This is a genomic window from Devosia aurantiaca, from assembly GCF_011058215.1.
GTDB classification, from domain to species: Bacteria; Pseudomonadota; Alphaproteobacteria; order Rhizobiales; family Devosiaceae; genus Devosia; species Devosia aurantiaca.
In genome coordinates this window covers 427,436-439,634 of the sequence record NZ_JAALFG010000002.1, presented here as the reverse complement: position 1 = coordinate 439,634, position 12,199 = coordinate 427,436, and the positions used below count along the sequence as shown (strand labels likewise).

General features: G+C 61.7%; 15 protein-coding genes, 1 tRNA gene and 2 pseudogenes. 13 read left to right on the top strand and 5 right to left on the bottom strand.

All coding sequences use genetic code 11. The annotated features are described in order from the left end of the window. Positions 1-47: 47 nt before the first annotated feature. From G5575_RS09770 to G5575_RS09755, 4 genes and pseudogenes are all read left to right on the top strand, one after another. On the top strand, positions 48-818 hold the full coding sequence (locus G5575_RS09770) for a competence/damage-inducible protein A (protein ID WP_164534148.1): 771 nt from the start codon (positions 48-50) through the stop codon (positions 816-818). A 57-nt stretch (positions 819-875) separates the two neighbouring features. Beyond that, on the top strand, positions 876-1,373 hold the full coding sequence (gpt, locus tag G5575_RS09765; RefSeq protein ID WP_164534147.1) for a xanthine phosphoribosyltransferase: 498 nt from the start codon (positions 876-878) through the stop codon (positions 1,371-1,373). Between the two features lie 50 nt (positions 1,374-1,423). Next, complete coding sequence (locus tag G5575_RS09760) at positions 1,424-1,609, top strand: hypothetical protein (protein WP_164534146.1); 186 nt, start codon at positions 1,424-1,426, stop codon at positions 1,607-1,609. Further along, positions 1,606-1,906, top strand: a pseudogene (locus G5575_RS09755) (hypothetical protein). The gene G5575_RS09760 and the pseudogene G5575_RS09755 overlap by 4 nt, the downstream one beginning before the upstream one ends. A 3-nt stretch (positions 1,907-1,909) precedes the next feature. Here the strand turns inward: G5575_RS09755 and G5575_RS21740 are convergent. Next, on the bottom strand, positions 1,910-3,670 hold the full coding sequence (locus G5575_RS21740) for a methyl-accepting chemotaxis protein (protein WP_328765955.1): 1,761 nt from the start codon (positions 3,668-3,670) through the stop codon (positions 1,910-1,912). A 302-nt stretch (positions 3,671-3,972) separates the two neighbouring features. Here G5575_RS21740 and G5575_RS09745 point away from each other — a divergent pair, with 302 nt between their 5' ends. Further along, positions 3,973-4,995 (top strand): PAS domain-containing protein, encoded by a 1,023-nt coding sequence (locus tag G5575_RS09745; protein WP_164534145.1) that lies wholly within the window; start codon positions 3,973-3,975, stop codon positions 4,993-4,995. Positions 4,996-5,051: 56 nt separating this feature from the next. Further along, positions 5,052-5,555 carry a hypothetical protein gene (locus G5575_RS09740; RefSeq protein ID WP_164534144.1) on the top strand — a complete coding sequence of 168 codons (504 nt, stop codon included), beginning with the start codon at positions 5,052-5,054 and terminating at the stop codon, positions 5,553-5,555. Positions 5,556-5,558: 3 nt separating this feature from the next. Here the strand turns inward: G5575_RS09740 and G5575_RS09735 are convergent. Beyond that, a tRNA-Leu gene (locus G5575_RS09735) sits at positions 5,559-5,642 on the bottom strand. A 76-nt stretch (positions 5,643-5,718) separates the two neighbouring features. On the opposite strand from G5575_RS09735, the gene G5575_RS09730 reads away from it, so the two are divergent. Further along, on the top strand, positions 5,719-6,099 hold the full coding sequence (locus tag G5575_RS09730; protein WP_164534143.1) for a RidA family protein: 381 nt from the start codon (positions 5,719-5,721) through the stop codon (positions 6,097-6,099). Between the two features lie 142 nt (positions 6,100-6,241). Next, complete coding sequence (locus tag G5575_RS09725) at positions 6,242-6,385, top strand: hypothetical protein (protein ID WP_164534142.1); 144 nt, start codon at positions 6,242-6,244, stop codon at positions 6,383-6,385. On the opposite strand, the gene G5575_RS09720 is transcribed toward G5575_RS09725, so the two are convergent. Then, on the bottom strand, positions 6,382-7,050 hold the full coding sequence (locus tag G5575_RS09720; protein ID WP_207633099.1) for an RluA family pseudouridine synthase: 669 nt from the start codon (positions 7,048-7,050) through the stop codon (positions 6,382-6,384). The genes G5575_RS09725 and G5575_RS09720 overlap by 4 nt on opposite strands. An 89-nt stretch (positions 7,051-7,139) precedes the next feature. Between G5575_RS09720 and G5575_RS09715 the strand changes: the two genes are divergently transcribed. The 4 genes from G5575_RS09715 to G5575_RS09700 all read left to right on the top strand — a co-directional run bounded on the left by G5575_RS09715 (position 7,140) and on the right by G5575_RS09700 (position 9,137). Then, positions 7,140-7,322 carry a CsbD family protein gene (locus tag G5575_RS09715; RefSeq protein WP_164534141.1) on the top strand — a complete coding sequence of 61 codons (183 nt, stop codon included), beginning with the start codon at positions 7,140-7,142 and terminating at the stop codon, positions 7,320-7,322. A gap of 110 nt (positions 7,323-7,432) precedes the next feature. After that, on the top strand, positions 7,433-8,299 hold the full coding sequence (locus tag G5575_RS09710) for a CHAD domain-containing protein (RefSeq protein ID WP_164534140.1): 867 nt from the start codon (positions 7,433-7,435) through the stop codon (positions 8,297-8,299). A gap of 3 nt (positions 8,300-8,302) precedes the next feature. Further along, positions 8,303-8,788 (top strand): CYTH domain-containing protein, encoded by a 486-nt coding sequence (locus tag G5575_RS09705; protein WP_164534139.1) that lies wholly within the window; start codon positions 8,303-8,305, stop codon positions 8,786-8,788. Positions 8,789-8,843: 55 nt separating this feature from the next. Next, on the top strand, positions 8,844-9,137 hold the full coding sequence (locus G5575_RS09700) for a DUF1622 domain-containing protein (RefSeq protein WP_235935910.1): 294 nt from the start codon (positions 8,844-8,846) through the stop codon (positions 9,135-9,137). Between the two features lie 86 nt (positions 9,138-9,223). Here G5575_RS09700 and G5575_RS09695 read toward each other — a convergent pair whose 3' ends face one another. Both G5575_RS09695 and G5575_RS09690 read right to left on the bottom strand, forming a co-directional pair. Beyond that, the gene (locus G5575_RS09695) at positions 9,224-9,733 is read right to left on the bottom strand and encodes a gluconokinase (protein ID WP_235935976.1); all 510 of its coding nucleotides are present in this window, start codon (positions 9,731-9,733) and stop codon (positions 9,224-9,226) included. Positions 9,734-9,755: 22 nt separating this feature from the next. After that, positions 9,756-10,594: pseudogene (locus tag G5575_RS09690) on the bottom strand (SDR family oxidoreductase). Positions 10,595-10,727: 133 nt separating this feature from the next. Here G5575_RS09690 and gndA point away from each other — a divergent pair. Next, on the top strand, positions 10,728-12,176 hold the full coding sequence (gene gndA, locus G5575_RS09685) for an NADP-dependent phosphogluconate dehydrogenase (RefSeq protein ID WP_164534137.1): 1,449 nt from the start codon (positions 10,728-10,730) through the stop codon (positions 12,174-12,176). Positions 12,177-12,199 lie beyond the last annotated feature (23 nt).

Below are 12,199 nucleotides of genomic sequence, written 5' to 3'. Positions count from 1 at the left end.
GGGCCTTGCCCGCAAGGCATCGGTGGGCAACCCCAAGGAAAGCTCTCATGACCCAGCCAGAAACCCGCGTCACCGCCGGAATGATCGTCATTGGCGACGAAATTCTTTCGGGCCGGACCAAGGACGTCAATATCGGCGCTGTGGCCGATTTCTGTACCGATCTGGGGATCGATCTCACTGAAGTGCGGGTGGTGTCCGACGAGATGGACCACATCGTCGAAGCGGTAAATGCGCTGCGCAGCCGCTACACTTATGTGTTTACCTCGGGCGGCATCGGGCCGACGCATGACGACATCACCGCCGACGCCATCGCGCAGGCCTTTGGCGTGGCGCTGCCGATCAATGCGCAGGCGCGCGCCATGCTGGAGGCGCGCTGGCAGCAGACCGGCACTGAGGTCAACGAGGCGCGCTTGCGGATGGCCCGCATTCCGGAAGGCGCGGACCTCATCGTCAACTCGGTTTCGGCCGCGCCGGGCTTCCGCATCGGCAATGTGCATGTGATGGCCGGGGTGCCGGTGATCATGCGGGCAATGCTCGAAGCGCTGGCGCCAACGCTTCAGGGTGGCAAGAAGGTGTCGTCGGTGAGCATTAAGTGCGCGGTTGGCGAGGGGACGCTCGGTGGACCTTTGGCGGCGCTGCAGGCAGAGTTTCCAGACGTAAAGATGGGCTCCTATCCGCAGATGGGCCGCGACAAGGTGATGGTCGAACTTGTGCTGCGTTCGTCGGACGAGGCGCGGCTTGCCCAGGCCAGTGCGGCGGTGCGGGCGATGGTTGTGGATATCCACCAAAAGGCAGGGGTTGCCCTGCCGCAAGAATAACTGGCGTTTTGGCCCAGTTTTGCTAAGCACGGCGCCTTGTTTCCCAGGAGTACTCCCTTGAGCAATCCAAGCCAGAAGTCGTTTCCCGTCACCTGGGACCAGTTTCACCGCGATAGCCGTGCGCTCGCTTGGCGCCTGGCCGGGCTGGGGACCTTCGATGCCGTGGTCGCGATCGCCCGTGGTGGGCTGGTGCCGGCGGCGATCGTTGCGCGTGAGCTCAACATCCGCACGGTGGAGACGGTGGCCTGCAAGAGCTACGATCACCAGAGTCAGAGCGGCATCAAGGTGCTCAAGGAAATCAGCCAGCCGGTGCTCGATCTCTCGGCCAAGGGCGGCAAGATTCTGATCGTCGACGATCTGGTGGATACCGGGAACACGGCGCGTGTCGTGCGCGACATGTTGCCGGGGGCGCATTTTGCCACCGTCTACGCCAAGCCCAAGGGGCGCGACCTCGTCGACACCTTCATCACCGAAGTGAGCCAGGACACCTGGATCTTCTTCCCGTGGGACCTCGACGTCGCCTATGTGGCCCCGATTTCGGGCGGTACCGACTAAAGGAACCGCGCGGCGCGCCAAGGATTGGATGGGCAAAGAGGAGCTTTGCCATGTCCAACAAGGGCAATATCACCACGACCGAACACGATCCGCACCCGTCCGATGAGGGCGGGTATGACGAGATGGCGCCGGACGGGCGCAAGCCAAAGCACGACATCTATCCCAATGATGCCATTCACGATGGCAAGCAGCGGCAGAACCAGGGCAATCAGCAGCCGGAGACATCCGGGAAATGAATATCGCCAATCTGCAGCTTGAGGGGGCTCTACCTTGCCCTTGCCTCAATCAACGACTTGCTGGTGCAAAAGGGCGTCGTGTCGCGCGAAGAGTTGGACATGGCCTTGCGCAAGGCGGAGCAGACGGCGCTCGGCGATTACCGCACGGAAGAGCTGAGTTCGGCGCAGCGCGATGCAGTGGCGTTTGCGCCGCGACTGCTGGCGATTGCCAACCAGAGCGGGACCGGGGTGCCGGACTTTTCCGAGCTGGCGAGGCTGGTCGGGGAGACCAAGGACAAGTACCCCGACCAGGTTTGATCTCTAGAACTCGGACCAGTCCTTGAGCGCCGTATTGCCGGCGCTGCGCCACTGGCGGGCGGAGCGAATAACGGGCTGATGGCGCACAGGCGGCGTGTCCTGCTGGACGGTGAAAACTTCGACGATGCGGTCGAGTTCGCCGGCCTGTCCTTCGGTTTGCTCGATGGCGGCATTGGTTTCCTGCACCAGTGCCGCATTGTCCTGCGTCATCTGGTCCATCTGGCGGACGGCGGCCGTGACTTCGGCCAGAGCGCCGGACTGTTCCTTGCTGGCGGTTGCGATGCCGTCGATCAGGCTCGTGTTTTCGCGCACATCGTCGAGCATGGCGGTGATGCGATCGGCGGCGCTGGAGAGGAGGCGCGAGCCGGTGGCGACTTCGCTCGACGAGCGCTCGATCAGGCCCTTGACCTCCGAAGACGCCGTGGCGGCCGATTGTGCGAGGCGGCGAACTTCGACCGCCACGACGGCAAAACCCTTGCCGGCATCGCCAGCGCGGGCGGCTTCCACAGAAGCGTTGAGGGCAAGCAGATTGGTCTGGAAGGCGATGTCGTCGATGACGCCGACGATGTTAGAGATCTTGGCCGAAGAGGTCGAGATGCGCTCCATGGCCTGCCGCGCTTCTTCCATAACGGCGCCGCTTTCTTCGGCGGTGGTGGACACGGCGCGAGCCTTGCCGCGGGCAGCTTCGGCGCGCTGAGCGTTTTGGCTGACCGTGGTGGCCAACTGCTCCATGGCAGCGCTGGTTTCCTCGATCGCCGCTGCCTGGCGCGTGGTGCGCTCGGCCAGATCGTTGGTGCCCGTCAAGATTTCGCCGGTGGCCGACCGGAGAGCGCCGGAGGACTGACGAAGGCTGGTGACGATTTCGGCAAAGCGCTGGATGGTGTGATTAAAGGCAGCGCGGACCTGCTCGAGTTCGCCTTCGAACTGGGTATCGATCTTGGCCTGGAGATTCCCACCCGCGAGCCGTTCGAGACCGGCGCCGAGCAGGTTTACCGCCATTTTGCGTGCGGTGATGTCGGTTGCGTATTTGACGATCTTGAAGACGCGGCCCTTGGCGTCGAAGATTGGATTATAGGTTGCCTGGATCCAGACTTCGCGGCCACCCTTGCCGACGCGGCGATATTCTGCGGCCTGGAATTCGCCGCGACCGAGCGCTGCCCAGAAGCTTCGGTAGTCGGGACTTGCAGCCTCCTCAGACTGGACGAAGATGCGATGGTGCTGTCCGAGAATTTCGTCGGCGCGATAGCCCATGGCGCTGCAAAAATTCTCGTTGGCGCAGAGAATTTCACCGCTGGTGGAAAATTCGATGACTGCCTGTGAACGCGATATGGCCTCGAGCCGGCTGGCAGCATCGGCAGCGGCGAGCTTCTGGGCCGTAATATTGCTGGCAAGCTTGACGATCCGCACCGGCTTGCCGTCCTGGCCGAAGACCGGATTGTAGCTGGCCTGGATCCAGACTTCGCTACCGTCCTTGCCGAGGCGACGGAACTCGCCGGACTGGAAGGCGCCCGCTGCCAGCTCTTCCCAGAACTGACGATAGGCGGGGAGGGAGACCTCCGCCGGGTCAACGAAGAGGCGGTGATGCTGGCCGACGATTTCGTCGATCTCGTAGCCCATGACCGAGAGAAAATTTGCATTGGCATGCAAGATCGTGCCGTCGGGCGAAAACTCGATCATTGCCTGCGATTGCGAGATGGCGTCGAGAAGCGACTGGTTCTGCTCTGCAACGATGCGGCGGGTGGAATTGAAAAGGCGAATGGTCACGTCGGCCTCGAGTTAAGTTCGCAAATCATATCAAAGCGTGGTGTCCGAGAGCTTAGCGCCGCGTCGAATTATCATCGTCGCGCTGCCGAAAAGCAGGCAACTGGCACCCCAATCGCTTCTTTCTGCTCATGACGCTGAGGTGAATTGTTTCACCAGACGCCCGGTCCGTAAAATTTCGGATAATGCGACTGATCCACTCCGTGTTTTGCAATCGTAGTCAGTGAAACTTCAAAGCAGGGTCCTGTCGTATCTGACCAGGCATGTCGCGGCCGCGGCGTGAGGATCTTCCGGAATAGACGACGATGAACGAACGTATGGCTCGCCAGCCAGAGGACTGGCTGAGACTTGCCGAAACCGCGCTGCATATCGGCTTTTGGACCTGGACCGTGGGAGATGGACGCCTCAACTGCTCGCCCGGTTTTTTCGAGCTGGTAGGCGTCAATCCTGCCGGCGTGCAGCTCGATCCGACCTTTATCGAACAGCTCGTGCACCCCAAGGACCGGCTCAAGGTCGAAGACGCCAACGAGCTCGCTACCGACTGCCGGCAGGCCGACCGACGCTTCCGGGTGATCCGCCCCGATGGTCAGTTGCGGCATCTCCGTAGCCAGGCACGCAGTTTTTTCGATCGCGAGGGATCGGTCACAAGAGTGGTGGCCGTGGCTGCCGACGTTTCCGACGGGCAGGCGATCAAGAGCCGGAACGGCAACCTCACGGCTCTGCTCTATAACCTTGCCAAACTGATGGACGCCGCCTTCTGGATCGCCGACGGGGAGGGAAGGTTGATCGAACGCTTCAGCGTCGACGAGCAGATCGAGTTGATGCGTAAAGACGGGCTTGGCGTTAGCTGGCGCGACATCATCCACCCTGACGATCTAAAGCGGGCTCCCGATAACTGGCGCGACGCCGTCGCGCACAATCGCTCCTTCCGTTTCGACGGCCGTATGCTGATGAGCGACGGCCAGTATCGGGCGCTACACGCGGCCGGGCTGCCGCTCGCGCCGGAGCTTTCGACCGATCCTTTCTGGGGAGGCTTTGCCGCAGCGGAGAGCCACTATGTGTCGCCGCCGACTGCGTCCAGCGAAAGCGGGCTGCAGGTGTTGAGTGCCGGGCAGATCAGGGCTTGCCGCGCGTTACTGAACTGGACCGCAGAAATCCTCGCCGCCAAGGCCAGCATTTCGCTTTCCACCGTTCGGCGGCTCGAAGGAAACGAGATGTCGCAAGGGCAGGGCGACAGCATGCGGCTTGTCATCCTGGCGTTCCGTGAAGCAGGGCTCAAGATCTGGCGTGGCGACGACGGACGCTTCTGCGTCACGGACACAAACTGATTGCCGGAGCTTTTGACGGACCTTGTTCGTTGCTGGTTAAGCAATGGAGGTCTGCCATGATGAAGCGGGTACTTGCAGCCGGACTTATCAGCCTCGTTTTGGCGGGCACGAGCATGGCGCAGACCGGCGCGGGCTGGTCGCGGTTCGAGGATGCGGAAACCGGATTTTCGGTGGATCTGCCATTCGGACTGTTCCAGTTATCGCCCACCGAGGACGGGCAATCCCGGCTTTTCCTCGAGACCGATGGCGATGGGCAGATCAATCTTTATCAGGGAGATGCTGCCGGGCTGACACTCGATGATTTTGCAGACCGTCTCTCTGCCGACGATCCGAACCGGGAGATCACCTATCGCGCCGAAGGCGAATCCTGGTTCGTGCTTTCAGGGTTCTCGCACTCGGAAATCGAAGGCGTCGAGCCGCTGATCTTTTACACCAAGGTTTTGCTTTCGCGGGATGGCCAGCGCTTTTCGGGCTTCGAGGTCAGCTATCCGTCGTCGGACAAGGTGCGTTATGACGCGATCATCGAGCGCATCGAAGACAGTTTTTCCCGTCCGCGCTAGGCTTGGTGCGGGCGGCGGGAATCGAACCCGCACGGCATAGCCGAGGGATTTTAAGTCCCTTGTGTCTACCAGTTTCACCACGCCCGCTTGGCTCGGTAGCCCGTGTTTGTCACAAGCTCTCTCGCAACACAATTGTGCCTGCCGATTCTTTGTTGGAGCCTTCATGATCGAACGTATCGAAACCGGGATTGCCCCTTCTTCCGCGCCGATCAACGATGCCGTTCGTGCCGGCAAGCACCTGTGGCTCGTTGCCATCGCCGAAGATCCGGTGAGCGGCGAGATCGTCGCGGGCGGGATCGAGGAGCAGACGCGGCGGTGTCTCGATAATCTGCAGATCGCGCTCGAGGCTGCGGGTGGGACGCTGCGCAATCTCGTGATGGTGCAGATCTTTCTCGTCGATAGCGCCGATGCGCCGGGCATGAATGCGGTTTATCGCGAATACCTTACAGTTCAGCCCTACCCGGTACGGGCTACGGTTGTCGTCAAGGAGCTGTTGGCCAAGAAGCTTCGGATCGAGATCACAGCAACGGCGGTGCTCGACTGATGCTGCTGAAGCGGGAGCTTTTGGAAGAGATCAAGGCCGGCAAGGTGGACCTGATCTTTCGGCGCTGGAACCGGCCAACGGTAAGGGCCGGGGGACGCTCAAGACCAAGGTTGGGCTTTTATCCATCGAGTCGGTGACCGACATGAGCCCGGACGATGTAACTGAGACGGACGCGCAACGGGCCGGTTTTGCCGACGTCGCTGACTTTCAGCGCTGGCTCGCGACCATGAAGGAGGGGGCGCTGTTTCAGCGGATCGAAGTCGGCTACCTGGGTGAAAGCGACTAGAACGGGTCCGGCGCGACGAAGGTGGTGAATTGTTCGGTCGTGGGGTGGGTGAAGCCCAGTTCGGCGGCATGGAGTTGCAGCCGGTCGGCGGCCAGGAACTCCGCTTCTTCGGCATAAAATGCATCTCCCAGAATCACATGGCCGATGGCTTTCATGTGGACCCTGAGCTGATGGGTGCGTCCGGTGAGTGGCACGAGGCGCATGCGGGTGGCGTTGTCCTCGCGCTCCAGCACCTGCCATTGGGTCTGCGACGGGCGGCCATGGTCGAAGTCGACGCGCTGGCGCGGCTTGTTGAGCCAGTCGGTGGCGAGGGGAAGATCGACAAGGCCGCTATCCTCGGCGACGATCCCGGCGACGCGGACGAGATAGCTTTTGGTGGTCTTTCGATGCTCGAACTGAGAGCCGATGCGGCCATGCGCGCGCTTGTTGAGCGCGAGGACAAGAACGCCAGACGTGTCTTTGTCGAGCCGATGGCACATGCCGGCAGTGGGCCAGGTCTGGCGCGCGCGATATTCGATGCAATCCCATAGGCTCGGGTCTTTGCCGGGGACGCTCAGCAAGCCGCTCTGCTTGTTGACCACCAGGATATCGTCGTCGACGTGGAGGACGTCGAGATAGGGCTCCATTGGTGGCTGGTAGTCATGGAGCGTGGGCATGGGCGGCATGGGTGGTAAACTAACCTGTGATATGTCTTTTGGGAACGTCAGCGCGCCCGCCTCGTTCTTCTGTCAGACTTCTAACAAAGGAGACTGAAATGCATAAGGACGAAGCAAAAGGCGCCGGAAAGCAGGCCATGGGTTCTCTCAAGGATGCCGCTGGCGGTCTGACCGGTAACGAACGTCTGCAGGCCGAAGGCAAGGCAGACAAGGCCGAAGGCAAAATCCAGCAAAAGGTCGGCGAAGTCAAAGACGCTGCCCGCGACGCACTGAAGCACTAAGCTTCCGCATCGCACAAAAATAGGCCGTCCTTCGGGGCGGCCTTTTTATTTGTTCTGGATGATGACATCGAGGCGTGCCTAAGCTCTGCGTTATCCAACTGGGTTGAAGTATGTCGTTTGCATTTAAGTCGCGGTCCCGCGCGGGGCATCAGGTGCGGGCCATTGCCGGAGAACAGATCGAAAAGGCCCTGGCCTCCGCGCAAGGAGGGGGTGACTTCGACAAGACCGTTCATGGCCTGCGGCGGCGCTGCAAGAAGGTGCGCGGTTTGCTCCGGCTGGTGCAGCCCAACTTTGCGGATTTCAAGAAAGAAAACGCGGCTCTGCGCGACGCAGCCAACCTTTTGGGCGGAGCGCGGGATGCGGGGGTCATGGTCGAGACGCTTGATGGTCTCACCATCGCAGGACACAGTCAGGCTGCCCGGGAATATCTCGTGGCGCGGGCGAAACGAAGCGAGGCGGCGAGCAAAACCGACAATCCGCTCGAGCAGTTTGCCGAGATTTTCGAAAAGATCGGTGATCGCGCCAAGGAGTGGACCTTCGACACCAATGACTTCGATCTTGTGGGCGACGGGTTGGAGAAGACCTACCGACAATTCTTGCGGGACTTCGACTTGGCTGAGGGCGAGCAGACCGCGACGGCGATGCACGAGTGGCGCAAGCAGGCGAAATACCACTGGTACCATGTGACGCTGCTCGCCAAGTCTGCGGCTGATCTCTTGGCGCCACGGGCCAAGGCGCTCGATCACTTGGGCGAATATCTGGGGGATCACCACAATCTGGCGGTGTTGACGGATGTGCTGAACGCCGCAGAAGAAGACCTGGGCGATCTCGGTCCGATCCTTGTTGCCGTGGCCAAGAGGCAGGAAGAGCTGGGCGAGCAAGCGTTTGCGCTTGGGCACCAGCTTGCGGCCGAAAAGCCGGGTGCACTGCGGAAACGCTTCGAGAGCTACTGGTCGCTGCTGCCGGAAAAAGGGTAAAGCATGGGCACCGAAATCGAACGCAAGTTCCTGGTCTGCAATAATGATTGGCGCAAAGCTGCCAATGAAGGTCGGTCGATCCGGCAGGGCTATCTGTCGTCCAATGCCAAGGCGACGGTTCGCGTGCGGACTTGGGACGACGAGAAGGCGGCGATAACGCTCAAGGGCAAATCGGTAGGCGCTACTCGGGCAGAGTTCGAATACGAAATCCCGATCGAGGACGCCCGCGAACTGCTGGAGCTGTCGCGACCTCATACGATCGAAAAGCGCCGCCATGAGCTTGAGTTCGGCGGCCTCACTTGGGAGATCGATGTGTTCGAAGGTCGGCACGAGGGCCTGATCATCGCCGAGGTCGAGCTCGAGCATGAGGATCAGGCGATCAAGATTCCCTCGTGGATCGGCGAGGAAGTGACGCTCGACGATCGCTACTACAATGCCAGCCTGTCGCGCAGCGATGGCGTTCCGCCTCGTGAGCCTCAAGCATCCTAGAATGCGGATCGCCTAGCGGTCTGCCGCGTTGCTTGCTCGGGTCTGGGAGGCAGCGATGAACGTCTTGGGCGAAGATCTTCTTCACCTTGTGACCCGCGCCATCGAATGGTGCGGGATCCTGGTCATCGTGTTGGGCATAGTGCTTGCGACATGGCGCTATGTTCAGCGCAGCCGGAGCGGCAAGGCCGAGGACCATAGTCTGCGGCACTACAGGGCTGATGTCGGGCGCGGCATTCTTCTGGGGCTCGAGTTTTTAGTGGCGGCCGACATCATTGCGACCGTTGCCATCGAACCGACGCTCAAAAGCCTTGCCGTGCTTGCCGGCATCATCGTCATCCGAACTTTTTGAGCCTGTCGCTGGAAGTGGAAATCACTGGCCGCTGGCCGTGGCGACAGGATCCGGAAGAAGTCGAGGATCGGCGCGAGGCGCGGTGATCACTGCCAGCGCTTGAACGTCCGCAGGTGGTCCTGCGAGGCGGTGACCGTGCGCACGATCTTGTCCACGGGATCGGTGACGGGCACGACGAGGACGTGCTCGGTGGCGGGGTCGGGTACTTCCAGCGTCGCGAACTGGCTGTCGAGGAGGCTCGTGGGCATGTATTCGTGCTTGCGGCGGGCCATGCGCTCGCCGATCACGTCGCGCGAACCTTCGAGATAAACAAAGAGTACCGGCTCGCCGGCTTCCCGGGTGATGAAGTCGCGATAGCTTTTACGCAGGGCCGAGCACGCGCCGACGGCGACGCCCTTGCGGTCTGCCGCTTCCTTGAGCGCGGCGGAGAGGGCCGTAAGCCACGGCCAGCGGTCGTCGTCGGTCAGCGGCGTGCCCGCGCGCATTTTTTCGACATTGGCCTCGGGATGGTACTTGTCGCCATCGAGGAAGGGCGCATGAAGCGCGCGGCCAAGTGCGGCCCCGACGGTGGACTTGCCGGACGAGCTCACGCCCATGACGATGATGATGCGAGCCGGGTCAGACCGTGGCTGTGAAGGCGCCGTCGACATAGAGGATGTGTCCGTTGACGAAACTGGAAGCGTCGGAAGCAAGGAAAATGGCTGGGGGCCAAGCTCTTCGACCTCGCCCCATCGGCCCATGGGCGTGCGCTTTTCGACCCAGGCGTTGAAGTCCTGGTCGGCGATCAGTGCGGCGTTGAGGTCGGTGCGAAAATAGCCCGGCGCGATGGCATTGACGTTGAGGCCCTTGCCGGCCCAATCGGCCGCCATGCCACGCGTCAGATTGGCTATGGCTGCCTTGGCGGCGCCATAGGGGGCGACCGAGGGGCGGGCGTGGTCGGTCAGGATCGAGCAGATGTTGATGATCTTGCCACGTCCGCGGGCGATCATGCCCTGCGCGACGGCCTGGCTGACGCTGAAGGTGGCGGTGACATGGGTGGACATCATCCGCTCGAAATCGTCGTGGCGGAAGGTTTCGAGCGGGCCGCGGATCTGCATGCCGGCATTGTTGATGAGGATATCGATAGGCCCTATCTCGCCTTCGCAGTGCCGCACGGCTTCGCCGACGCTTTCAGGGCTGGTGACGTCGAAGGCCAGCGCCGCAACCTCGTATCCGGTTTCGGCGAGATCGGCGGCGGCGGCGCCCAAGGCTTTGCCGTCACGGGCGTTGAGCACCACGGCGGCACCGGCGCCGGCCAGAGCCCGGGCCATGGCGAGGCCCAGGCCACGGCTCGAACCGGTGATCAGGGCGCGCTTGCCGCCAAGATCGAAGGGGATTTGCCGTTCATGCCGTTCTCCTCGTCCTCTCTCTTCTAGCCAGCGCCGAAGCCGCACCGCAACCCTTGGCCGCGCTTCCATACCAGCAAGCCGAATTGGTCGAAAATTGCCCGATCCGGTCTTTCCACTGTTACGACTTTATGGTCATTGTCCCCGCCAAGCACTATGCACAAGGCGCATGGCCTGCGCGGACATTTTCGAAGAGGATTGCTTGATGGCGACTGCGGATATCGGCCTGATCGGCCTGGCGGTGATGGGTTCGAACCTGGCACTGAACATTGCCGAAAAAGGCTACACCGTTGCCGTGCACAACCGGTCGCCCGGCCGTATCGACGAATTCGTCAGCGAGGCCAAGGCGCAGGGCCTCGATGGCAATACGATCCCGAAATACGACCTTGCTGACTTCGTGCAGTCGGTAAAGGCGCCACGCTCGATCATCATCATGGTCAAGGCCGGCAAGCCGGTCGACGACATGATCGAGCAGCTTTTGCCCCATCTCGAGCCGGGCGATGCGATCATCGAATGCGGCAACTCGCTTTATACCGACACGCAGCGCCGCTTCGATTATCTCAAGCCCAAGAATATCGGCTATCTCGGCGTCGGCGTGTCTGGCGGCGAAGAAGAAGGCGCGCGCCATGGTCCGTCCATCATGGTGGGTGGTTCCAAGGAGCAGTGGCACAATGCGGAAGCGGTGCTGACCGCCATCGCTGCCCAGTTCAACGGCGAAAGCTGCTGCGCCTATCTCGGCGAGGGCGGGGCGGGCCATTTCGTCAAGATGATCCATAACGGCATCGAATATGGCGACATGCAGATGATCGCCGAAGTCTATGGCGTGATGCGTGATGGCCTCGGCATGACCGCTTCGGAATGCGGCGACGTGTTCAAGAAGTGGAACGAGGGTCCGCTCAACTCGTATCTCATCGAGATCACCGGCCATGTGCTGCATGCCGTGGATGCCGATACCAAGAAGCCGCTTGTCGACCTGATCCTCGACAAGGCCGGCCAGAAGGGCACCGGCGTGTGGTCGGCGATCGTGGCGCAGCAGATGGGTGTGCCGGCGACGGCCATCGAAGGCGCCGTGGCAGCGCGCTCTATCTCGTCGCGCAAGGCAGAGCGCGTGGCAGCCGAAGGCATCTATGGCAGGCCCAACCGTGTGCGCAGCGACGTGACGCTGGACGATCTCGAAAAGGCGCTGCTGGCCGGCAAGATCGTTTCCTATGCACAGGGCTTTGCGGTGATTGCAAAGGCTTCGGAAGAGTTCGGCTGGTCCTTGCCGCTGGCGACGATCGCAAAGATTTGGCGCGCCGGCTGCATTATCCGCTCGCGCTTCCTCGACCAGATGGCTTCGGCCTATAGCAAGGGCGACGCGTCCAACCTTCTGATCGTGCCCGATTTCGTCGCCATCATGAAGGACGCTCATCCCAGCCTGCGCAAGGTCGTGGCCGGTGCCGCTATGGGCGAATTCCCGATGGTCTGCCTTTCGGCCGCGCTCAGCTATTTCGACAGCTATCGTCAGGCACAGGGCACGGCCAACCTGATCCAGGGGCAGCGCGACTTTTTCGGCGCGCATGGTTTCGAGATCGAGGGCCGCGGCGGCGACCTGCACGGCACCTGGCCGAGCACGTTGCAGAACAAGGCTGCGGCTCCTGTGGTGGAGGAGTAGGGCTGGCTCAGCCCACTGAGGTA

What these genes read in the sequence shown, in the direction of transcription:
- G5575_RS09740 (WP_164534144.1), top strand. Translation starts at nt 5,052, where the DNA reads ATGATGAAGCGGGTACTTGCAGCCGGACTTATCAGCCTCGTTTTGGCG.
- G5575_RS09760 (WP_164534146.1), top strand. Translation starts at nt 1,424, where the DNA reads ATGTCCAACAAGGGCAATATCACCACGACCGAACACGATCCGCACCCG.
- G5575_RS09700 (WP_235935910.1), top strand. Translation starts at nt 8,844, where the DNA reads ATGAACGTCTTGGGCGAAGATCTTCTTCACCTTGTGACCCGCGCCATC.
- G5575_RS09695 (WP_235935976.1), bottom strand. Translation starts at nt 9,733, where the DNA reads ATGGGCGTGAGCTCGTCCGGCAAGTCCACCGTCGGGGCCGCACTTGGC.
- G5575_RS09730 (WP_164534143.1), top strand. Translation starts at nt 5,719, where the DNA reads ATGATCGAACGTATCGAAACCGGGATTGCCCCTTCTTCCGCGCCGATC.
- gndA (WP_164534137.1), top strand. Translation starts at nt 10,728, where the DNA reads ATGGCGACTGCGGATATCGGCCTGATCGGCCTGGCGGTGATGGGTTCG.
- G5575_RS09745 (WP_164534145.1), top strand. Translation starts at nt 3,973, where the DNA reads ATGAACGAACGTATGGCTCGCCAGCCAGAGGACTGGCTGAGACTTGCC.
- G5575_RS09705 (WP_164534139.1), top strand. Translation starts at nt 8,303, where the DNA reads ATGGGCACCGAAATCGAACGCAAGTTCCTGGTCTGCAATAATGATTGG.
- G5575_RS09720 (WP_207633099.1), bottom strand. Translation starts at nt 7,050, where the DNA reads ATGCCGCCCATGCCCACGCTCCATGACTACCAGCCACCAATGGAGCCC.
- G5575_RS09710 (WP_164534140.1), top strand. Translation starts at nt 7,433, where the DNA reads ATGTCGTTTGCATTTAAGTCGCGGTCCCGCGCGGGGCATCAGGTGCGG.
- G5575_RS09770 (WP_164534148.1), top strand. Translation starts at nt 48, where the DNA reads ATGACCCAGCCAGAAACCCGCGTCACCGCCGGAATGATCGTCATTGGC.
- G5575_RS09725 (WP_164534142.1), top strand. Translation starts at nt 6,242, where the DNA reads ATGAGCCCGGACGATGTAACTGAGACGGACGCGCAACGGGCCGGTTTT.
- G5575_RS09715 (WP_164534141.1), top strand. Translation starts at nt 7,140, where the DNA reads ATGCATAAGGACGAAGCAAAAGGCGCCGGAAAGCAGGCCATGGGTTCT.